Source organism: Pseudohaemophilus paraphrohaemolyticus (assembly GCF_003253115.1).
Classification (GTDB): Bacteria; Pseudomonadota; Gammaproteobacteria; order Enterobacterales; family Pasteurellaceae; genus Haemophilus_A; species Haemophilus_A paraphrohaemolyticus_A.
Genome location: NZ_QEQF01000011.1, coordinates 39,778 through 62,359 on the forward strand (window position 1 = coordinate 39,778; position 22,582 = coordinate 62,359).

Annotated in this window: 21 protein-coding genes; 11 read left to right on the forward strand and 10 right to left on the reverse strand. The window is 37.3% G+C overall.

Annotated elements, in window-relative coordinates; all coding sequences use genetic code 11:
* Positions 1-59 precede the first annotated feature (59 nt).
* The 7 genes from menB to DPV92_RS09200 form a co-directional block, all read right to left on the reverse strand.
* Complete coding sequence (menB, locus tag DPV92_RS09170; RefSeq protein ID WP_005709561.1) at positions 60-917, reverse strand: 1,4-dihydroxy-2-naphthoyl-CoA synthase; 858 nt, start codon at positions 915-917, stop codon at positions 60-62.
* 131 nt (positions 918-1,048) lie between these two features.
* A complete protein-coding gene (locus tag DPV92_RS09175; RefSeq protein WP_111354610.1) occupies positions 1,049-2,752 on the reverse strand; it encodes a bifunctional (p)ppGpp synthetase/guanosine-3',5'-bis(diphosphate) 3'-pyrophosphohydrolase in 1,704 nt (567 codons plus the stop codon).
* A gap of 114 nt (positions 2,753-2,866) precedes the next feature.
* Complete coding sequence (rpoZ, locus tag DPV92_RS09180; RefSeq protein ID WP_005709457.1) at positions 2,867-3,148, reverse strand: DNA-directed RNA polymerase subunit omega; 282 nt, start codon at positions 3,146-3,148, stop codon at positions 2,867-2,869.
* A gap of 121 nt (positions 3,149-3,269) precedes the next feature.
* Positions 3,270-4,712, reverse strand: a complete 1,443-nt coding sequence (aldA, locus tag DPV92_RS09185) for an aldehyde dehydrogenase (RefSeq protein WP_111354611.1) — start codon at positions 4,710-4,712, stop codon at positions 3,270-3,272.
* A 170-nt stretch (positions 4,713-4,882) separates the two neighbouring features.
* Positions 4,883-5,671 carry a DUF4198 domain-containing protein gene (locus tag DPV92_RS09190; protein ID WP_111354612.1) on the reverse strand — a complete coding sequence of 263 codons (789 nt, stop codon included), beginning with the start codon at positions 5,669-5,671 and terminating at the stop codon, positions 4,883-4,885.
* 22 nt (positions 5,672-5,693) lie between these two features.
* The gene (ykgO, locus tag DPV92_RS09195) at positions 5,694-5,819 is read right to left on the reverse strand and encodes a type B 50S ribosomal protein L36 (protein ID WP_005707423.1); all 126 of its coding nucleotides are present in this window, start codon (positions 5,817-5,819) and stop codon (positions 5,694-5,696) included.
* Between the two features lie 10 nt (positions 5,820-5,829).
* A complete protein-coding gene (locus DPV92_RS09200) occupies positions 5,830-6,099 on the reverse strand; it encodes a type B 50S ribosomal protein L31 (RefSeq protein ID WP_111354613.1) in 270 nt (89 codons plus the stop codon).
* A 225-nt stretch (positions 6,100-6,324) separates the two neighbouring features.
* On the opposite strand from DPV92_RS09200, the gene rpe reads away from it, so the two are divergent.
* Together rpe and acpP are read left to right on the forward strand one after the other, a co-directional pair.
* Entirely contained in the window at positions 6,325-6,999 is a 675-nt protein-coding gene (gene rpe / locus DPV92_RS09205) for a ribulose-phosphate 3-epimerase (RefSeq protein WP_111354614.1), read from the forward strand.
* A gap of 222 nt (positions 7,000-7,221) precedes the next feature.
* Positions 7,222-7,455, forward strand: a complete 234-nt coding sequence (gene acpP / locus DPV92_RS09210; protein ID WP_005707420.1) for an acyl carrier protein — start codon at positions 7,222-7,224, stop codon at positions 7,453-7,455.
* A gap of 54 nt (positions 7,456-7,509) precedes the next feature.
* On the opposite strand, the gene matP is transcribed toward acpP, so the two are convergent.
* Positions 7,510-7,959, reverse strand: a complete 450-nt coding sequence (gene matP, locus DPV92_RS09215) for a macrodomain Ter protein MatP (RefSeq protein WP_005709474.1) — start codon at positions 7,957-7,959, stop codon at positions 7,510-7,512.
* A gap of 85 nt (positions 7,960-8,044) precedes the next feature.
* Between matP and DPV92_RS09220 the strand changes: the two genes are divergently transcribed.
* The 9 genes from DPV92_RS09220 to recN all read left to right on the forward strand — a co-directional run bounded on the left by DPV92_RS09220 (position 8,045) and on the right by recN (position 20,690).
* Complete coding sequence (locus DPV92_RS09220; RefSeq protein ID WP_111354615.1) at positions 8,045-9,682, forward strand: AAA family ATPase; 1,638 nt, start codon at positions 8,045-8,047, stop codon at positions 9,680-9,682.
* Positions 9,683-9,802: 120 nt separating this feature from the next.
* Positions 9,803-10,333 carry a bifunctional 3-hydroxydecanoyl-ACP dehydratase/trans-2-decenoyl-ACP isomerase gene (gene fabA, locus DPV92_RS09225; protein WP_111354616.1) on the forward strand — a complete coding sequence of 177 codons (531 nt, stop codon included), beginning with the start codon at positions 9,803-9,805 and terminating at the stop codon, positions 10,331-10,333.
* Between the two features lie 96 nt (positions 10,334-10,429).
* Positions 10,430-10,951 carry a prepilin-type N-terminal cleavage/methylation domain-containing protein gene (locus DPV92_RS09230; protein WP_111354617.1) on the forward strand — a complete coding sequence of 174 codons (522 nt, stop codon included), beginning with the start codon at positions 10,430-10,432 and terminating at the stop codon, positions 10,949-10,951.
* Positions 10,911-11,615 carry a hypothetical protein gene (locus DPV92_RS09235; RefSeq protein ID WP_111354618.1) on the forward strand — a complete coding sequence of 235 codons (705 nt, stop codon included), beginning with the start codon at positions 10,911-10,913 and terminating at the stop codon, positions 11,613-11,615. Before DPV92_RS09230 ends, DPV92_RS09235 begins: the two co-directional genes overlap by 41 nt.
* Positions 11,612-12,259: a DUF2572 family protein gene (locus tag DPV92_RS09240; protein WP_111354619.1), complete on the forward strand. Its 648-nt coding sequence runs from the start codon at positions 11,612-11,614 to the stop codon at positions 12,257-12,259. The genes DPV92_RS09235 and DPV92_RS09240 overlap by 4 nt, the downstream gene beginning before the upstream one ends.
* Position 12,260: 1 nt before the next feature.
* On the forward strand, positions 12,261-12,557 hold the full coding sequence (locus DPV92_RS09245; protein WP_111354620.1) for a DUF5374 domain-containing protein: 297 nt from the start codon (positions 12,261-12,263) through the stop codon (positions 12,555-12,557).
* Between the two features lie 66 nt (positions 12,558-12,623).
* Entirely contained in the window at positions 12,624-15,905 is a 3,282-nt protein-coding gene (recC, locus tag DPV92_RS09250) for an exodeoxyribonuclease V subunit gamma (protein ID WP_111354621.1), read from the forward strand.
* Between the two features lie 11 nt (positions 15,906-15,916).
* Positions 15,917-18,871: a pitrilysin gene (ptrA, locus tag DPV92_RS09255; RefSeq protein ID WP_111354622.1), complete on the forward strand. Its 2,955-nt coding sequence runs from the start codon at positions 15,917-15,919 to the stop codon at positions 18,869-18,871.
* Between the two features lie 139 nt (positions 18,872-19,010).
* Positions 19,011-20,690, forward strand: coding sequence for a DNA repair protein RecN (gene recN / locus DPV92_RS09260; RefSeq protein WP_111354623.1), 1,680 nt, complete (start codon positions 19,011-19,013; stop codon positions 20,688-20,690).
* Positions 20,691-20,792: 102 nt separating this feature from the next.
* Here the strand turns inward: recN and DPV92_RS09265 are convergent, their stop codons facing one another.
* Together DPV92_RS09265 and DPV92_RS09270 are read right to left on the reverse strand one after the other, a co-directional pair.
* A complete protein-coding gene (locus tag DPV92_RS09265; protein WP_005709501.1) occupies positions 20,793-21,026 on the reverse strand; it encodes a zinc ribbon domain-containing protein in 234 nt (77 codons plus the stop codon).
* A 24-nt stretch (positions 21,027-21,050) separates the two neighbouring features.
* Positions 21,051-22,496, reverse strand: coding sequence for a YdgA family protein (locus tag DPV92_RS09270; RefSeq protein ID WP_225791984.1), 1,446 nt, complete (start codon positions 22,494-22,496; stop codon positions 21,051-21,053).
* Positions 22,497-22,582 lie beyond the last annotated feature (86 nt).

Consider the following 22,582-nt stretch of genomic DNA (forward strand, 5'->3'; position numbering starts at 1 on the left):
GCGGTGAGATTTTGCAAGAAATTTACGAAATGCCACCGCTTGTAAGGAAGTAATAGAGATTACGGATTACGTTTAAATTTACTGAAATCAGGTTCACGTTTTTCGTTGAACGCGTTGCGGCCTTCTTGACCTTCCTCTGTCATATAGAACAACATTGTCGCATTGCCTGCCAATTCTTGAAGACCAGCCTGACCATCACAGTCTGCATTTAATGCCGCTTTCAAGCAACGCAGCGCGATTGGGCTATTTTGTAACATTTCACGACACCAACGCACGGTTTCTTTTTCTAAATCAGCATAAGGCACAACGGTGTTCACTAAGCCCATATCTAGTGCTTGTTGCGCATCGTACATACGGCATAAGAACCAGATTTCGCGGGCCTTTTTCTGACCTACAATGCGAGCCATATAGCTTGCACCCCAACCACCATCGAATGAACCCACTTTCGGGCCAGTTTGACCGAATTTCGCGTTATCTGCAGCGATGGTTAAATCACACATCATATGTAACACGTGACCACCACCTACGGCATAACCTGCTACCATTGCCACCACTGGTTTCGGGCAAGTACGGATGTCACGTTGGAATTGTAAAACGTTTAAGTGGTGCACGCCGCTGTCATCTTTATAGCCGCCGTAGTCGCCACGAATTTTTTGGTCTCCGCCTGCACAGAAAGCATATTCGCCTTCGCCTGTAAGCACGATTACGCCAATTTTTTCATCAAAACGAGCATCTGCGAATGCGTGAATCATCTCTTTTACCGTTTGTGGACGGAAAGCGTTACGCACTTCCGGGCGGTTGATGGTGATTTTTGCAATACCGTCGGTTGATTTGTGATAACGAATGTCGGTGTAACCTTCGCTGTGGTCAACCCATTCAATAGGTGCGTATAAAAATTCTTCGCTTGGATATAACATTGATAACGTTCCTTTTTATGTCAAAAATTCGTGCCATTATAGCGGTTTTTGTCGCTAGTGAAATAAAAAGCGGTTAAATTTGCCAACATTTTTGTAAATTATTATGCAAATTTAACCGCTTGAAAATTGGATTAACGCTTATCGACTTTCACTACGCCACTCAACTTGGTTAATCGTTGAATAACGACATAAAGATGAGCGTTGTCAGTAACTGAAATTTGTAATTTCACTTGGTAATTGCCGTTTTCGATTGGGTAGCTTTGCACCGAGCCGATATTGCTATTAAGTGATGCAATCGTATTGGTGAGGCTTGCTAACACACCAGGTTGGTCTTTAATTTCTAACACTAATTCTACGTGAATTTCCTCAGGTTCTTCAGTTTCTAAGGCTTCGTCTAAGGCATCCAGTTGTTTTAAGGCTTGTTTGATTTTCGAACGAGCTTTCGCACTTACTGCAAAATTCAACCAACTTGGATGCGGATAACGCCCTTCTTCGGTCACAATTTCAATTGTTTGCCCCGATTGCAACGGCTGTGAAATTGGATATGGCTGGCGATCTACTATCGCACCCACGCAGTGATCACCGATGTCGGAATGCACCGCATACGCGAAGTCAATAGCGGTCGATTTTGCTGGCAATTCTACAATTCTGCCTTTTGGCGTAAACACGTAAATATCGTTCGAGAATAACTCCGATTTCACGCTTTCGATAAACTCTTCCGCATTTCCTGCACTTTGTTGCAATTCGATGATGCTTTGTAGCCATTTTTGCGCTTTTTGTTGCACGCTGGTGGCGTGAGTTTGCTCATCGTTATATTGCCAGAATGCGGCAACGCCAAGTTCTGCCATCTGATCCATTTCTTCGGTGCGGATTTGCACTTCAATCGGCAAGCCTTTATGCCCAATCATTGATGTGTGGATCGATTGATAACCGTTACTTTTCGGTACGGCGATGTAGTCTCTCACTTGATACGGGCGTGGTTTATACAAAGCGTGTACCTGCCCCAATGCTCGGTAGCAATTGTCCACATTGTCTACTACGACGCGGAAAGCATAGATATCCAAAATCGAACGGAAACGTTGATCGCGTTGGCGAAGTTTATGATAAAGGGTGTAAAGATGCTTTTCTCGACCGTAAATGCGAGCAGGAATCCCCACTTCTTTGAGACGGCTTTCTAACTCGTGAGAAATAGTTGCAAGCAAGTCTTGACGCGTACCGCGTGCCATTTCAATCGCCATTTTCAGCACGTTATAACGGTGCGGATACATCGCTTTGAAGCAGAGATCTTCCAGCTCATTTTTCAGATGCGTAATGCCTAAACGATGGGCGAGCGGGCTGTAAATTTCGAGCGTTTCTTTGGCAATGCGGACACGTTTATCTGGACGTAATGAGCCAAGCGTTCGCATATTATGAGTACGGTCGGCAAGTTTGATTAACACCACGCGGATGTCTTTCGTCATTGCCAAAATCATCTTGCGGAAGTTTTCTACTTGTGCTTCTTGGCGAGTGCGGAATTTTAATTTATCGAGTTTAGAAACCCCCTGCACAATTTCGGCAACGTTCTTGCCAAATTCAGCTGCAAGTTGTTCTTCGGTATAAGGCGTATCTTCAATTACATCATGTAACAGCGCCGCCATCACGGCTTCGTGGTCGAGTTTCATTTCCGCAATAATGCCTGCAACGGCAACAGGGTGCGTAATGTAGGGTTCACCGCTTGAGCGAGTCTGCCCCTCATGGGCGTCTCTGGCAACAACAAAGGCACGTTTGACCAGCTCAATTTTATCGGCTGGCAAATACTGACGAATTATGCGATCTAATGGTTCAAAAAGATACACGATACCCCCAACACTAAAAATGGATAATGGACAATAAATTGCAATTGATACGGTTAATTTAACCTTTCAATCGCTTATTGTCCATTATCCATTTCAGGAATTTATCAATTTTAATTAAGCGTTTGCTTGAACGTCTGCTAAGAATGAAATTGCTTCTTTTTCTGCAATGTCTTGTTTAACAGCTTGTTGGTTATCAAACTGATCCATAATTTCGCCATTGATTAAACCTTCTTCGATTTCTCTTAAAGCAATCACAGTTGGCTTATCATTTTCTTCTGGCACTAATGCCTCACGAGTGTGAAGCTGGATTTGTCTTGCACGACGTGCCGCAATTAAAATTAAATCAAAACGGTTGCCGATAATTTCAGCAGCTTCTTGAACGGTTACACGAGCCATTTGTCACTCCAACGATTTGTGTATTCACGATAATTCAGTATAAAGGGGTACGATTATACAAAAAATCGCCGATATTGACAATCTAAACCCGAGATATTCTTCGAAAAGCTGCTGCAAGCGGTTAAATATTTTGATCGTATTGCAAATAGACTACATGAGTTTGGAGATATTCTTCTAAACCGTGTTTACCATCTGCACCGCCAATGCCTGATTTACGCCAACCTGCATGGAAACCTTGCATTGCTTCAAAGTTTTCACGGTTCACGTAAGTTTCGCCAAATTTCAAGCGTGAAACCAATTTCATTGCTTTATTAATATTTTGAGTATAAATCGAAGATGTTAAACCGTATTCGCAATCATTGGCGAGCTCAATTACCTCATCAATGGTCTCGAAAGTGGCAATCGGAATGACAGGGGCAAAGATTTCTTGACGTAAAATCGCCATATCATTAGTTACATTATCAATGATTGTCGGTTCGAAATAATAGCCTTTACCTTTTACCGAATGACCACCAAGTAAGCAACGCCCTCCTGCTTTGATAGCTTCATCTACCATCGCCTGTGCATGCAATTGTCCCTGTTTGTTTACCATCGGTCCCATATCTAGGGTTTCATCTTCAAGCGGGTTTCCTAAGCGGACTTTTTTCATGAGTTCCACTAATTTTTGAGTGAAAACTTCTTTAACTTCGCACTGAACATAAATACGCTCTGCACAGTTACAAACTTGCCCACTATTGATAATACGTGAAGCTACGATAGCTTTGGCAGCTAAATCTAAATTTGCATCTGCCAATACAATTGCAGGTGCTTTACCGCCTAATTCCAAATTCACTTTAGTGATATTGCGACTTGCCGCCTCCATCACTTTACGACCAGCAGGTTCGCTACCTGTTAAAGATACTAAACCGACCTTTGGATTGCCTGCTAATTCTTGACCGATTTCACCACCTGCACCATGTACTAGGTTAAATACGCCCTTTGGTAAACCTGATGCATGTACAATTTCCGCAAATAATATGGCGTTAATTGGTGAATCCACGCTTGGTTTCACTACTATGGTATTGCCTGTCACTAACGCTGGTGCCATTTTACGTGCGATTAAAAAGAAAGGGAAATTCCATGGCAGAATGCCTGTGGTGACCCCAATTGCTTTTTTATAAATGAAAATATGCTCGTTTGAGCGATCACTTTGGAGAATCTCCCCTTCGTAGCGTCTTGCCCATTCTGCCATATAATCAATGTAATCGGCGGTAAAATTCACTTCCACTCGTGCAAGTGGTAGAGTTTTTCCCATTTCTGACGAAATTACCCTTGCAATTTCTTCTGTTCTTTCACGAATGCCATGTGCAATTTTTCTTAAATAGCCAGCACGTTCGATCGCAGGCAGTTGCTCCCACGCATTTTGAGCTTTGTCTGCAGCATCAATTGCGGCTCGGGTTTCTTCTACAGTCCCTTTGGTAACAGACGCAATCACTTCTTCAGTGGCAGGGTTAATTACGTCAAAAAATTGACCGCTTGTAGAAGTAACAAATTGACCATCAATATACATTTGATATGTTTTCATAGAGTCTCCTTTTGTTTAAATAAGGGGCGGTTATCGCTATGAATGTAATAATAATGTTAAAAAGTTTAATAAACTGTGAGCTAGTTCACAAATTTCACAATTTTCCCATAAAAAAATCTCCAATAAAGCGGGCTTTATTGGAGAATAATCATATCAAGCAATCTACGAAACTATTTGACAATATCAAACGTTAACGTTGCATAATGTTTATGTTTTTGACATTGTTCAGGCTTCTCAAACGGCGTTTCATATACTACAGCTGCTTTCCAGAAACCATCACGAAGTGGGATAATATCGACTGTACCATCGGCAGCTGTTGTATCAGAGAAAGCTTGCGCTTCTACTTTGTGAGTATGATGGTTATCTGAATTGTCAAATCCTTTGAAAGTTGCTGTTAATGTTGCATTCGGAAGCGGCTCGCCTTGGTAAAGTACCACGACTTTGAAACGCTCACCCACTTTGATAGTGGCAGGATTGACCATTGGCACGATTTCCAATTCATGTCCAACTACTTCTGCCACATCATTTTTTTCGGCTGCTTTGCCAATATTCACAATATTTTTGCCATACATTGCAGTACGTTCGCAATAAGTTGCGTTAGGCGTGTTTTGCATATCCGCTTGTTTCCAACCTTCCGCATTTTGCGACCAGAATGTCGGTTTATATTCTGCGGCTAACACATAGCTTCCTGCTTTTACTGGCTTCGCACTTTCATAGTGATAATTCTCGCCTTTTTGTATGAGCTTTTGTTTTCCTTCAGCATTAACTAAAACCATGCCTTTTTCAAAGAAATGCAAGCGTTTTTCTGCAATCGGCTCGAGCGTTGGAAATTCGCCATAGCCAATGTCTGCTTTCAAAATTTCGCCTGCTTTTAGAGGTTCACTTTGCACCCAAACGCGGTGAGCCTGAGCTGAAAAAGAAATCGCACAAATTGCGGTAGCAAGAAGTAGTTTTTTCATAGATTCTCCGTTCTATTTACCATTAACGTTGGCGGGCTTTAAATCTTGGGTTGCTCTTACAAATAACGTAAAGTTTGCCTTTACGACGTACAATTTTGCAATCGGGATGACGACTTTTCGCACTTTTTAATGAGTTGAGGATTTGCATTCGATATTCCTTATTTTTTCGCCACTAAACTTGCCATACCTTTAAATTTATCGCTAAAGCGGCTTGCACGGCCTTCAGTGTTCGCTTCACGGCGTTTACCTGTATAAACAGGGTGTGAAGCGGAAGAAGTATCTAGCGTATAGAGTGGATATTCTTTGCCGTCTGTCCATTTCATAGTTTTTGTTGTTGCGGCACAAGAGCGAATAACCCAGCCTTGTTGTACGGAAGCATCATAAAAAAGCACTTCACGATAGTTTGTCGGATGAATCCCTTTTTTCATTTGAGTTGTCTCCTTTTGTATTTTGACTCGTTTCAAAATGGTTAATATCCATTTTTAAATTATGGGAATGCATTATACAGCAATTTTCATTTATTTCAATAATTTTTTTATGGTTTTGTGCAACTATTTTTTAACAATCAAAATTTTGCAAAAGAAACCCAAAATTCAATCGCTTTTTATGGTAGGCTATGCCTGAAATTTTCTAGCTACCTTGGAGAAAAATCTATGGCACAGCAACCTTTTTTAATTGCACCCTCCATTCTTTCTGCTGATCTCGCACGCCTTGGCGATGATGTGAAAGCAGTGCTTGAAGCGGGTGCAGACATCATCCATTTTGATGTGATGGATAACCACTTTGTTCCAAACTTAACTTTCGGACCGGCTATTTGCCAAGCACTACGTGATTATGGCGTTACTGCACCGATTGATGTGCATTTAATGGTAAAACCTGTTGAGCGTTTAATTCCTGATTTCGCCAAAGCAGGGGCGAATTACATTACCTTCCATCCTGAAGCAACCGACCATATCGACCGCAATTTACAACTTATTCGTGATTTAGGTTGTAAATCTGGCTTGGTATTCAACCCCGCAACGCCACTGCATTATCTTGATTATGTGATGGATAAAGTGGATATGATTTTGTTGATGGGCGTGAACCCTGGTTTTGGCGGGCAGAAATTTATCCCTTCAACATTGGAAAAACTGCGTGAAGTGCGTAAACGTATTGATGCAAGCGGTTTAAATATTCGCCTTGAAGTAGATGGCGGTGTGAAAGTGGATAACATTGCAGACATTGCCGAAGCAGGGGCAGATACCTTTGTGGCAGGCTCTGCGATTTTTGACCAGCCAGATTACCAAGCGGTTATCAATCAAATGCGAAAAGCCCTAGAGGGAAAATAGCAAAATAAATCGAAAAGAAATTTTTTATGCGTGTGTGGATAATTTCTATTCATAATGGTAGAATACATCAATCTTCGCATACGTAAAATGTAGGCAAACTTTTTTAATTCTTGTGTGTCTTAATGGCGTCTGGTTCGACCTATCTCTTTTAGGTTGCATTAAACAAAATTTCGATTACACTACTTAACTCTCGCATTCGCGATTTTATATAGGAAACCCAAAATGAGCATTGAAGAACGCGTAAAAAAAATTATCGTTGATCAATTAGGTGCAGACGCTGCACAAGTTAAACCTGAAGCTTCATTCATCGAAGATTTAGGTGCTGACTCTTTAGACACCGTTGAATTAGTAATGGCTTTAGAAGAAGAATTCGATATCGAAATTCCTGATGAAGAAGCTGAAAAAATCACAACAGTTCAATCAGCGATTGACTACGTGACAAAAGCTAACGCATAATTCTACAAGTAAGGCGGTTTTAAACCGCCTTATTTTTTTGCCTAAAGTTTCTTCTTACACATTTAAAAGCGATTTTAAACTCACTTTCATCTTCTCAACCTGTTCCAAATACAGCTCTTTATTTTCTAATTCATCAATCAGCTGTAATACGGCTTGCGAGAGTGTAACGCCTTGAGCATTCGCATACTTAGAAAGCTGTAGCCAACTTGCGTATTCCAAATCAATCGATTTCTTTTTGGTTGTGATTTTTTCGGCATTGAAAAAACGTTTACGACGAGCACGGATCGACTGACGCATCTTTTTACGTTGTTCCGCAGTCATTTCTGTTTTCACCCATTTTTCAATTTCATCGGGCGAATTTTGTAGCGTAGTCAGCAGCTGAATTTTCAGCTCAATCATACTATTTTCGGTATATTTGGTAATATTTTCTCCCTCGCGATGTTTCTTGAGTAGATATTTCCACTTCCAATTCGCTTCTTGGGCTTCTAGCTTTTGATATCTCATTGTTTCTCTTGATTTATTCGCAAATTTTAGGCAAGTATAACGGAATTTTGTATAATAAACCAAATTTCTATTATGAGGCGTATTCGTGCATTTATCTTCTCTTTCGTGGCAGTCGCTTTTTCTGCATCACTCTTTCAAATTATCTGATCAATCGGTCAATTTTTTCGATTTTCAACCAAAAGCTCAGCAAGCCTTAAACTTATTCAAATCGCAAGAAATGGGCTCGTTATTGGTGATGAAAAGTGAAGTATTGCCTGAGTTTTTAGATGAGCTTAGTGTCCAACTTTCACAAGATAATTCACAGCCTGTGATTGTGAGAACCGAATTTAAAGCCTCGCATTTGTTCGGTTACACACTCTTTTTAGAAAAAGAGAACCGTATCGAAACCATTAAAGGGGCAATTCAACAAGCACAAAATGGCATTTTGGTGCTACGTTTAAACACGCTATTACACGATTTAAAGCAGTGGGATAAACTCAAACAAGCCTTGTTGTTCGGTTTTTATGAACAGAATGCGGTAAACCTCGTGCCTGAAGTGCTGCCTGCGATTCAAAGCCCGTTTAAATTGCTGTTAGTTGGCAGCCGTGAAGATATCTCAATGCTTGCTGCCTATGATGGCGATTTGTACCAATTCGCCCAATATACCGAAATCGATTCATTCCTGAATGTGGACGAAGAGAGTCTGAACCAATGGGGCGATTATGTGCAAGCCTATGCTCAGAAATTTGTACAACGCCGTTTTACGCTTAAAGCGTTGAATCAATTGCTTCAACATTATGTGCGAGAAAGTGAAAGCCAAACGATGATTTCTATCTCGCCAACGAAGCTAAAAAATCAGTTGCTCGGACTTGCAAAATTTTATCCAAATTCGACCGCTTTCGATGAAGTGAATACGTATTTTGAAGCCTTAGAATTACAGGCGTCCACACTCAATCAATACGCGTTGCAGGATATTTTGAACAACCAAGTTTACATCGAAACGGAAGATGAAGAAATTGGGCAGATTAACGGGTTATCAGTCATCGAATTTGAAGGCGTGCCTTATGCGTTTGGTGAACCGCTTCGCATCAGTTGCAACGTGCAATATGGTGATGGCGAAATTACCGACATTGAACGTAAAGTGGAACTCGGCGGCAACATTCACTCGAAAGGGATTTTAATCGCCCAATCTTGCTTGGCGAATTTGTTAGAGTTACCAACCCAATTGCCGTTCTCCGCATCACTTGCCTTTGAGCAATCTTACGGAGAAGTGGATGGTGATAGCTCATCATTAGCGATTTTCTGTGTGCTTGTTAGTAGCTTGGCGAAAGTGGCTCTTCCACAATCTATCGCGGTAACAGGCTCTATAGACCAATTTGGCAATGTGCTAAGCGTAGGCGGTGTGAATTACAAAATTGAGGGGTTCTTTAATCTGTGTGCCGCACGAGGTTTAACAGGCAAGCAAGGAGTTGTAATTCCTACGAGCTGCATTTCTCATTTAAGCCTGAAACCTGAAGTCATCGAGGCCGTTAAAGCCGGGCAATTCCAGATTTGGGCAGTGGAAAGCGTGTTTGAAGCGGTCGAAATCTTGCTAAAAAATGCATTTTATGCGGAAGATCGTCGAGAAAAATCCGACAAACCTGCCTTGTTTGACCTTATTCATCAAGGCATTGAGCAAAGCCCAAATCACGATGTAGAACATAAATTGTGGCATAAAATCTTCCCTTGGTGGAAATCTCACTGATCCGACAAGTCAGCTAACAGTTGTTAGCTAAAATAAAAGCCTGTACTATCTGCTTTCACAAACAAAATTAGGAAAGCAAGAGAATACAGGCTTTCTTTTTAGTAATACAGGATTAAAAAGATGAACAGTTGTACACCAAATATCAAGTCAAGCTATACTTATGAAGATTTATTAGCATCAGGACGTGGTGAATTATTCGGCAGTGAAGGCCCTCAATTGCCTGCACCTCCCATGTTAATGATGGACCGAGTGAACTTGATGACCGAAAATGGTGGCTTGTTCGATAAAGGCTACATTGAAGCGGAATTAGACATTCGCCCAGATTTATTTTTCTTCGATTGCCATTTCATCAATGACCCTGTGATGCCAGGTTGTTTAGGTTTAGACGCAATGTGGCAATTAGTTGGCTTCTTCTTAGGATGGGTTGGCGGAAAAGGCAAAGGCCGTGCTTTAGGTGTAGGCGAAGTGAAATTTACAGGCCAAATTTTACCGACTGCTAAAAAAGTGACATATCGCATTCATATGAAACGCTTGATCAACCGCAAGCTCGTGATGGGATTAGCGGATGGCGAAGTGGAAGTGGATGGTCGTGTAATTTACACCGCAACAGATCTGAAAGTCGGCTTATTCCAAGATACTTCTTCATTCTAGTGTGCTAATTTTTCGATCACGCTCGAAAATTTAAACATTCCAAATTTACATTTCTAGCAAACTCGCCCATAGTGTTCTCTCTTTTGAGGAAAGATTATGTGGCGAGCTTTTACTTTAATTGAAATTTTAATTACCTTAACGCTTCTTACTATTTCTATTTTATTTATTTCTCCTATTCTTTTTTCTTTGCAAGATAAATGGGCGTTAGAAAGTGAAATAGAAAATCTCTCTTCTTTTATTTATCAAATTCAAACTAAAGCTCGTTTTCAAAAAAAGAATTATTCACTTACCATTGCACAAAATGATGCAGAAAAGAAATGGTGCATTATTGCTATTCAAAAAGAGAGTAGTAAACAAGCAATCTGTAATTGCTTAAATATAAAAAGTTGTGTGCTGAAAGAGGAATATCATCTTTATGAAAACCAACATAAAAACATTGTATTACGCAACAAAAGTCTCTTTCCAAAATCTTTTATTAGTATTGATGGCAATGCAGGACGGTTAGAGTCTAAATGTATCAATATTAGCCTAAATAATACCAGTGAAATTCTACAATTTGATCAGTGGGGAAGAATTTATGTTAGCCCGAAAAATAAACGGAGTACCTGTAAAGATTAGCCGTTTGAAAGCCTTTAGCTTGGTAGAAATACTCATTTCTCTTGGTTTAGGTTCCATTTTATTGCTCTCTTTTACTTACTTTTATTCAAATTATTATGTAACTTGGCAAAAACAAAAAGAGCAATTTTTCTTACAAAAAGAAGCCCATCAATTAGCACATTATTTGCAACAACATATTCAGCATTTAGGTTATCAAGGCAATAATAAAGAAGAGAGTAATTTTGAATTGTTTGAGAAAGATAACCAACGTTTTGTATTAAATAATCAATGTTTAATCTTTTTTTATGATCTCAACGGTGATGGTTGTTTAGGCAAACGAGCGACGAAAAAGTCATTATGTAGAAACGGAAAACTAAATAATACTAAAGATCTAGCAAAAGAAGTTTTTGGCTTTAAATTAGAAGAAAAAGAGATCCACCTTTATGCTGATAACCGTTTTGAAAATTGTTTGAGCGAACAATGTAAAACACTATTAGATAGCTGCGAAAATAAATGGACAAAATTTACCTCTAAAGAGGAGTATTTGGTCGATAAATTCCAATTTAATTGGAAAAAACAGAATGAATTGATGCAAATTGAATTAACACTTTCTTCAATTAAAGATAAAAAAATAAATTATCACTTAACGGTTTATACTTATTTGTTAAATGGACTCACGCAATGAAGAAATTAGATGCCAGTAGTTTATTAAGTTCATTACTGATTTTAGCAACTATTCTCACGTTACTATTTTTAACTAAAGAAAATTGGTTAAGGCAAGAAAGTGTGGTAAATGGCTATTACCAACAATATTTATCATCCAAATTAGCGCTATTGAAGATAGTACACCAAGATCAATGTGCAATAAATAAAAAAGAGATGATTGAAGAAAAAATAGGTGAAATTATTTATTCTTACCAATGTGAAATGAGCAGTTTATTTATTAAACCAAAACCGACAAAAGATAAATATATTGCAGTAGATAATATTGAAAATTGGTTAGATTTAAACAATTACGCTTCTCAAATTATTTATATTAATTCATTATCTGAATTACCTAAAAATAGTGAAGACGATCCTAAAATTGTTGTGGCAAAAAAGGCGATTGAAGAGAGATTAGACGAACATTTTTACGGCATTATTATTACCGACTACCATTTTGATATTACAGGATCTAAAAAAGTATATGGTGTGCTTTATTCCACATTTGATAATGAACGAGAAGAGCGGAATCTAACCTTTAGAAGAGCTGTAGTTGATAATTTAGAACAGAAATATTCAAAATGGCATATTGTGCCGGATTCAAAAAATATCTTAAATAATAAATAGTATGGTTAAACAATTAAAAGCGGAAAGCTTGGTTTCATTGTTGGTCGCATTAACGCTATTTGCAATTTTTGCGTTAAATTTCACCGCTTGGCAGAAAACTCAGCTTGAACGTGGCGCAAGAAATTACCAGCAACAGCAGGCACTACAAATTGCGGAAAACCAGATTGCGTTAAGAATGGCAGGGCTAAGTTGCGAGTCGCAATCGGTCGAAAATGATGTGAGATTTACCATCCAATGTAGTGGGGAGTTAATAAAGGTCAGTTATCCGATGGGGCATGTTGAAATTAAAGTGAAGTAATCGGCTAAAAGCGTTGAATATTCTAGCCAATTCAAGCAAAATGGCTCGTTCTATGAGGGTTTTAGTATGTTCACCGTTTATTATTCCAATGATCTCAATGCCTTAGCGTCAATGCTTATTCAGCACCAAAAAATTTCCCCAAATCCCGATCCTTTTGCCGAAGAAACCATTTTGGTACAAAGTATCGGAATGGCTCAATGGCTACAAATGGAAATTGCTGAGCAAACAGGCATTGCAGGTAATTACAACTTCCCATTTCCGACCAGTTTTATTTGGCAACAATATCGCCTTGTTTTTCCTTACCTGCCGAAAGAAAATATTTTTGAACGCTCTGTTATGGCGTGGCGCTTGATGCGAATTATTCCGAACGTACTTGAGAAAGAAGGCTTTAGTGCCTTACGAGCTTATCTTAAATCTGAAAAAGAGGGTTCGGATTTACGCCTTTATCAATTAGCGAATAAAATTGCTGATCTTTTCGACCAATACTTAGTTTATCGTCCACATTGGTTAGTTTCTTGGGAAAAGAATAATCAACAGTTAATCATTGATGAAATTAAACATCATTTTTCCAATAAAATTAAAAATGAAGAAGATATTGCCGAAAATGTACTTTGGCAAAGTATTTTATGGAATTTATTGATTGAGGATACCAAAAAAGATTACGATGAACTTTTATTTACTACCTCACACCGTGCCTATTTACAAAATTTATATTTTGAAAAATTAGATAATTTAACTGAAGAAGAACAACAAAAATTGCCAAAACGTATTTTTGTTTTTGGTATTTCTTCACTCCCACCTTCACAGCTTGCCGTATTACGCAAGTTAAGTGAGCATTGCGATATTCATTTATTCTTTTTAAACCCAAGTGAAAAATATTGGGGAGATAGTATTGAAGATAGTGTATTAGAAAAACTCGCGTTAAAACAACAACTCTCTCAAGAAGATATTGAGAATTTATTATCACAACAAGGCAATCAATTACTTGCGATTTGGGGCAAACAAGGGCGAGATTTCTTAGCACAATTAGTGGAAGAAGAACACGATGTTATTGAAGGCTTTATTCCACCTTTCGATGGTCATAATCTAAGCCAAGTTAAACAAGCGATTTTAGAATATCATAACGAGCTTGATTTAGATTTTAAACAAGATCATTCGATTCAAATTCATTCAGCACATAGTATTTTACGAGAAGTTGAAATTTTACATAATCAATTGCTATATATTTTCGAAGAAAATAAAACATTATCGGCAAAAGATATTATTGTGATGTCGCCAAATATTGAACAATATGCACCTTATATTCAAGCTGTATTTGCTCGTTATGACAAAAAATATGAAAAAGGTGTAAAAGATAAGCGTTATATTCCATTTACGATTTCAGATCAGAAAATTAGTGAAATTGATCCTATTCTTTCTAGCTTTATTTATCTGCTTTCAATGAAAGAAAGCAGATTTAGTGCAGAAGAAATATTAGATTTATTAGAAGTTAAAGCGATTGGTGAGAAATTTAATGTATGTGAAAACGATATTGCTTTATTAAGAAATTGGATTAAAGCAAGCGGTATTCGTGCAGAACTCATAATTCAGAAAGATGAACAATGGAATAATTATAATTCTTGGGAAAATGGTTTAAGTCGTTTATTGCTTGGCACAAGCTTAAAAGAAGAGAGCGGTATTTGGCATAATACGATTGCTTTTAATGAGAGTTATGGATTGATTTCAGAACAAGCGGGTTATTTAGCAAATTTTATTGAAAAATTAACCGATTGGGCGAATTTTTTACAGGAAAATCATACTGCTTCTGAATGGAAAGAAATGCTGGAATATGTGGTCAATCATTTCTATCAAGAAAATGAGATGACGACTAATGCATTATTATTGATTTCCGAAGAAATTGAAAAATGCTATGCATTAATTGAACAAACAAAATATCAACAACCGATTTCAATTGATATTATTAGTTCAATTTTGAAAGAAAAATTAAATTATCAACAAAGTCATTTACAATTTTTAGCAGGAAAAGTGAATTTCTGCACATTATTACCAATGCGAGCAATTCCATTTAAAGTAGTTTGTTTATTGGGAATGAATGAAGCAGATTTTCCAAGACAGCAACAAACCAATAGTTTTGATTTAATGCAATATCATACACAAAAAGGTGACCGTGCAAGACGAGATGATGACCGTTACTTATTCTTAGAAGCATTGCTCTCTGCTCAAGAGATTTTTTATATTAGTTATATTGGTCAATCATTAGTCAATAATAAAGAGTATTTTCCATCGATATTAGTTTCTCAATTAATGGATTATTTAATTGAGCACTCTGATTTAGAAGAAAAAGCACAACTTATTCAGAATCATCCGGTTACGGTATTTAGTCCAAATAATTTCAAAGAAAACTATCTTTCTTATGATAAAGAGTGGTTGCCCTTGGCTCAAAATAATACTGAAGTTAAAGAATTTATTTCAGAAAAAATTGTTAATGAAATAGAATTACCAAAATATATTGAATTAGATGATTTGATTAGCTTTATTCAAGCCCCTGCTAGTTATTTTTTCACTCGTCGATTAGGCGTGAACTTTAGTTCAAATGAGGAGAGTATTGAAGAAACTGAACATTTTTCACTTTCTCGTTTAGATGAATACACTCTATTAGATGAACTATTAAATATCAAAGGTGAAGAGCTAGATAATTTCTTTGAAAAAGAAGATCTAAAAGGGAATTCGCTAGTGCTGAATTTTGGTAAATTAAAACAAGAAGAATTAAATTCTCGGATTGAGAATATGCGTTCAGGTTTAGCTGGTTATTTAAATCAAGATAGTCAAGTGCTTGAAATCAATTTAACGCTCGATCAAACCGAACTTGTCGGCAATATTCCGCATCAATTTGGTAATGATATTGTGTTATGGAGAACGGGAGCATTACGAGATAAAGATGTGATTAAACTTTGGATTTATTATCTTGTCTCAATTTTATCAGGAAAAGAAAACTCACCTATTTTCTATTATCTAAATAATGAAGCGTTAGCTAAACTCAGTTTTAATAAAATAGAAAAAGAACAAGCGAAGCAACAGCTTGAAATTTATGTTTCTGCCTATTTACGCAGCTTTGTTACGTTTGAGTTGGCAATTACCTCAAGTTTAGATAATTATTTTGACGATATTTCTGAAAATATCGAAAAAGATTGTGAAAATAAACTGATTGAAATTGCAAAAAGTTATAATGATGAGAATATCTATCTACAACGTATTCTTAATCAAAGTGAAAAATTAGATTATGCTCATATTCACCAAACAACATTAGATTGGTTTGATTTAATGCAAGAATCTAAAAATAAAGGATAATAAAAATAAATATGAAGAAAACACAATTAAATCACGCTATTCGTTATGCGATTCTTTCTACATTTTTGGCACTGAATGTGACACCTACTGCATTTGCAGAAAATAATCAAAATCAGACCGCTATTATTCAAGAACAGGCTTACACTAATTTAGGCTTTGAATTGATTAAAACGCAAATCAATAAAAGTCCGAATGATAAAGCTATTTATCAAGGCATTAAATTAGATAATGGGATGACAGTATTATTGATTTCTGATGAAAAGGCGAATAAGTCCTTAATATCGATGGCAATTCCCATCGGTTCGATGGAAGATCCGATTTCTCAGCAAGGTTTAGCACATTATTTAGAACACATGATCTTAATGGGATCAAAAAACTTCCCAGAAACCAACAGCTTAGATAATTTTTTAAACAAAAACGGGGGCTACAATAATGCCTCAACTACAGCTTATCGTACCGCTTATTATTTGGAAGTAAATAACGATGCATTCGATGAAGCAGTTACTCGCTTTGCTGACACGCTCGCATTTCCACTGCTTTCTAAGGAAAATGCGGAAAAAGAAGTGAATGCAGTGAATGCTGAAATGGTGCGTGCAAAATCAAGTGATGGGCATTTATTAAATAGCGTTAATTTAGCTACTTCTAACCCTGCACATCCAATCACAAAATTCACAGTGGGAAATAAAGAAACACTTTCAGATAAACCAAATAGTTTATTGCAAACTGAATTAGAAGATTTTTATAAAAAATATTATTCTGCAAATTTGATGAAAGCGGTGTTATATTCTAACCAACCAATTGAGAAATTAGTAAAATTAGCCGAGAAAACTTTAGGTAACGTAGAAAATAAACATTTAATTGAACCCAAAATAGATATTCCGCTTTTTAGAGAAGAAGACAAGGGAGTAATAATCTCCTATAAGCCTATTCAACCAATGAAAATGTTAGCTATTTCATTTGATATGCAAAATGATGAAGACAAATTTGCGAATAAAACAGGAGAATATTTAGCTTATCTTTTCAATAATAATACTGATGGAACTTTATCGGATTATTTAATTAAACAAGGTTTATCGGATAGTGGCATTTCTGCTCAAGCAACAGCAAATGCAAGTAGAAATCGTGGTAGTTTTACATTTTATGTGGCTTTAACTGAAAAAGGACTAAAAGAGAAAGAAAAAATTATCTCGCTTATTTTCCAACAAATTGAACAAGTTAAAAAGCAAGGTATTCAAGAAAATTATTTTAATGAAGTACGTGAGAGCTTAAAACAAGAATTTACTCATTTACAAGTCGAAAAAAACGGGAATTATATTGAAGCTCTCGCAGAACAAATGCTATTTTACCCTTTAGAACATATTTTAGATGCGGATTATCTAGTTGAAAATATGGATAAAAAAGCGATTGAAGAAAAATTAGCTGAAATGAATATCGATAATGCACGTATTTTATTGGTTAGTGATGATGTAAAAACTGATAAGAAATCGCCTTATTTTGAAGCGGGTTTCTCTATTAAAAAAATAAGTGATGAACAGAAAAAAGCATTGCTAAATTTCAGTAAAAATCCTGAAATCAAATTACCTGAATTAAATCCTTATTTCACTACTGACTTTTCTTTAATTAAAGAAGATAAAAGAACTTTGCCGAAATTGATTGAGGAAGAAAAAGGCACGCAACTTTATGCAATGTCAAGCCAATATTTTTCTAATGATCCGAAGGCTCGTATTGATGTTAATTTCTCGATTACGCCAAGAACAGATAGCTTAAAAGAAAGCATCAGTGCGACAATTTTGAGTTATATGAATGAATTAGCTCAAGCAAAAGTGGATTTCCAATCTTCTGTGGCAGGGATGGAGGCTAGCTTATCGTTAATCGAAAATGGTTTTTCATTACGGGCAGAAGGTTATACACAGCATTTGGCTCAGTTAATGCAAGATAAAATGCAACAATTTAGCCAATTTGAATTAAATGAAAAATATTTAGTGCAAGCGAAACAGCGTTTAATTGAAGCCTTAGATGGAAAACGTAAAGAGAATAGTTTAAATCAAGCAAATGAAATCTTTGTGAATTTCTCTAGTTATCCTTATTTTGAAGAGGATAAACAGCGTGAGATGATCGACAAAATTACGTTAAAAGATATTCAATCTATTCGAGAGAAATTATTATCAAAAGCCACAAGTGTGCGGGCTTTATCGGTAGGTAATTTTACGGATAATCAAGTTAAGAATATTATTTCTGAGCTAGAAAAAACAGCTAAAAATAATAATAGTGAATTAGCTAAATATCGCTATTTAGATATTAACCAAAGCACAAGAAAATTAAATGCCATTAAATTTGTACCAAATGAAGATAATGCTCTCTCGATTGCTTATATGGCAAAAGGCTATGATGAGTTGGCAGGCGAAGTGCGAGCAATGTTACTGAAAGATATTATTTCTCGCTGGTATTTTGATGATTTACGCACTAATAAACAATTAGGCTATGTGGTGTATGCAACTCAAGCAAAAGTAGGCAAAACATCCGGTATTCGTTTTATGGTGCAAAGTCCAAATACGAGCCCGAAAGGGATTATGCAACATAATGAACACTTTTTTGCAGAAAGTTTGCAAAAATTGACCGCTTTAACTGAGCAAGAATTCCAGCAATTTAAAGAGAGTCTATTAAATAAATTAGAAAGAAAGCCTGAATCGATCTCACAAGAATTTGAAAACTTTGCCTTTGATTATGCCCGTGGCAATCAACAATTTGATCGTAAACAGCAGCTTGTTCAGGCGGTGAAAAATTTGACGAAAAATGACATTTTGGCGTTCTATCAAAATGCGGTGATTGAGCAACAGGGTTTGGTCTTCATCAGCCAGGCATTGGGCACAAAAGTAAAAGCCGCTGATGCTATTTCACCACAAGGGTTTGAGAAAGTGGAGAATGTTGAAGAACTTCAGAAAGCATTTGAAGTGAAGTTTTATTAAGATACTTTTATTAAGATATTAAGGGCTAAGTTTGGATCTGATTCGAGAAATTTAGCCTTTTTTATTGTATAAAAACACTTTACTGTATATTAAATCAAGTGTAATATAATACAAGTTACTATTTGTACAGGTGTTTGTTATGCTTACTCAACTGACTATCAACAATTTTGCGATTGTCCGCCATCTTAATCTTGAGCTTTCTGAAGGAATGTCGGTCATTACGGGCGAGACGGGCGCAGGGAAATCCATTGCAATTGATGCCCTTGGGCTTTGCTTGGGCTACCGTTCTGAGAGTAGTATGATCCGCAATGGTGCGGATAAAGCCGATATTACCGCGACTTTCCAAATGCAGCCAAATAGCCCTGCCTATTTGTGGTTGAAAGATCACGAATTGTTAGATGAAGATAATCCACACGAGTGTATTTTACGCCGAATGATTAACCTTGAAGGGCGTTCGAAAGCCTTTGTGAATAATCGCCCATTGCCAATTTCTCAATTGCGTGAATTAGGACAATATTTGATTCACTTGAACGGTCAGCATGCCCCGCAATTGCTGTTAAAGAGTGAATATCAACTTGAGCTTGTGGATAATTATGCAGGCATCCACAGCTTGCTTGGCAAGATGCAAGAACAGTACAACAAATGGCGAAAATTACATCAGCAAGTAAAAAATTTCCACCAACAATGCAAAGAGAATGAAGCGCGCAAACAGCTGTTGCAATATCAGGTAGATGAACTGGATGAGTTCGACATTAAAGAGGGCGAATTTGAGGAAATGGAAGAGACACACACTCGTCTATCTAATTCCGAAGAACTTACCGAAATGTCGCAATCGGTGTTGGATTTATTGAGCGATGATAACTCAAATGCGGATTCGCTGATTTATAACGCCATTCGTTATTTGGAAGATTTGGTGGAGGTAGATGCAAACTACCAATCTTCGCTCGATATGCTCAATGAAGCTTTGATCCAAGTGCAAGAGGCAAGTTCAGAAGTGCGCGCACTGGCAGGTGGCATTGAACAAGATCCTGAATTATTGGCAGAACTTGACGAACGCATTGCCCGTGCAATGTCGCTTGCGAAAAAACACTATGTTTCGCCAAATGAGCTCTGGCAACATCACAGCGTATTACAAGATGAACTGCAAAAGCTCGTTGATTTTGAAGATAACGAAGAGCAACTGATTGCTGATGAGAAAAAGTCATATCGTGAATGTGTGGCGTTAGCAGAACAAATTTACCAAGAGCGTGTATCCGCTGCTCAAAAATTAGCAGAGCAAGTAACTGCTCAAATCAAAGCACTTTCGATGGAAAATGGCGAATTTTACATTGATATTCAGCACGATGTGAAAAAACTCACACCAAACGGGGCTGATTTCGTTGAGTTTAATTTACGCAGTAACTTGGGGCAAAATGCTCAACCTCTGGCTAAAATTGCATCGGGCGGTGAGCTTTCACGCATTTCTCTTGCTGTACAAGTTTTAACAGCTAACAAACTTTCTACCCCGACCATTATTTTTGATGAGGTTGACGTGGGAATTAGTGGTATTGCTGCCACAACCGTAGGCAAATTATTACGCCAATTAGGCAATAAATGTCAAGTGCTTTGCGTGACCCACTTACCACAAGTAGCAAGTCACGGACATCAACATTTCAACGTGCAAAAATATGTGAAAGACAACCAAACCGAAACACAAATGAGCTTGCTTTCTGAACAAGAACGCATCAATGCCCTAGCCCGTTTGTTAGGCGGAAGCAAAATTACCGATGCGGTATTAGCGAATGCTCAGGAAATGTTGGATTTGGCGAGAGAAAAATGAAAATGGTTGAAAGAGGGTTATGTTAAGATTATTGGATAGAAAGACCGCTTGTAAATTATTTCTCCAAGCGGTCTTTTTTACTTAAAGATTTACCAACTTAGATTATCTATTTACCCACCAACTTGCCACACCTAACACTACGGCGAAGATCAACAGCCAAACCAGTTGAAGTTTATTGCTTTGGCGGTTGATTTCTTTGTTAATCTTTCGGCGTTGTTCAAGTTTTTGACGGTAGATTTCTAAATCTGCCTCTTTAAACGAGAAGCCACAATGTGGGCAGGCTTGCACGCTTTCGCTGATTTTTTTGCGACATTCAGGGCAACGGTGTAGTGCCATAAATCCTCTCTGGTTTTTTAGCAATTAATGAGGAAGTGCACCGCTCATCAATAGCATAAAGATGGCATTTTGGACTTGCTGTTCTGGAATAGCTGTGCCGTTTAATTTTAACTCGCCATTTTCTAGCACAAGTTTTATGGTAACGGATTTTTCACCATTCACAGCAATGCCATTTTGTTCCGCTTCAGCAAAGCTTGCGGCAATTTTTGCTTTTGCATTGGCTTTTTCTGCTTCAGGCACCAATTTATCAATGATATTTTCAACCGTTGCTTTGTTTAGCTGAACGTCAATTGCAAAATCAGTAAATTGTTTATAAAAATTGCCACGCATTAAATCAAATGTTGGATTTTTGGCTAATGCTATGTTTACATCTAATTCAAGCTTGCCTTTTTCATCAGAAAGAGAAATTGGGTTAATTTTGATTTGTGGCTGGTTATTTAATATTGCCATACCGTGAGTTTTAACCCAGTCTTGCATAATGATTTTTGTCATTAAATCTGCATTTTCGTGGTTAGATGCTTTAACTACTTCAATAAAGCCTTCAATCAGTGCGTTCAAAGCATTGGCATCAATATGGTTTAACTCATTGTTGTAAGTTAATTTGCCTAAGCTTTTTCCGTCTAAGAGCACTTCATCAACAATATTTTTGCCTTTGAAGTCGATTACATCCCCGTTAACAGAAATTTCTGTAGTAGATTTTGTACCTTTTTCTGCATAAGACATCGGATTACCTGCATTATCAACTACAGTCATTTCAAATTGCTCTGTCGTTGATGTGCCTTTTCCTGTGTAGAGATATTGCCATTTTGTTGGCTCAAATGTTATTTCATACTTCAAGCCTTTCCAAGAGAATGTGCTTGGGTCTTCAGATGAATTGAGCCTGTACTCATTGGTTTCTAAACTATAAGCACCTTTGAAATCTTTATTGGCATCAAAATTTAGTTCAACATCAGACCATTGAGCAGTAAATTTCGAATTTGTTGCTTCTCCCTTAGCAAGTGTTAGCGAACCTTTTGTACTTAAGCCATAGCTGGTTGAGGCTTGATATTGCAATGGTTTTTCTGATTTAGTTAAATCAAATAACAGTTGTGTCGATTCGTTTTTACCAATGAAACCTTCTGCTGAAAAGAGGGCAGGAATAAGATTAAATTTAGCTAAATGATTTAAAGGCAACGGACCGTGATAGAGTTTCGTTGAAAACGGAATTTTCCACTCTTTTGATTCGCGAGGAATTGCAACAATAAGTTCATCTTCTACTTGAGAACTAAACCAATTTCGCTCAAAGGATTTGTTTTTATATTCAATATTGAATGTATTAGAAATGCCCAGAGCTTTAAATTGTTGGTTTGCATATTCAATTTGACGTTTATATTCGGTTTCTGCTTTTTGACCTGTAAACCAAGCTCCGCCCGCCCAAACTACGCCAAGTGCAACAACCACGCCAATAGCTAATTTTGATTTTTTCATCATTGAACCTTTGAAAAATAGAAAGTAAAAACAATGCCAATTTACGAAATTTTTATTCTAAAAACTAGTCACAAGCGGTCAAATTTTCT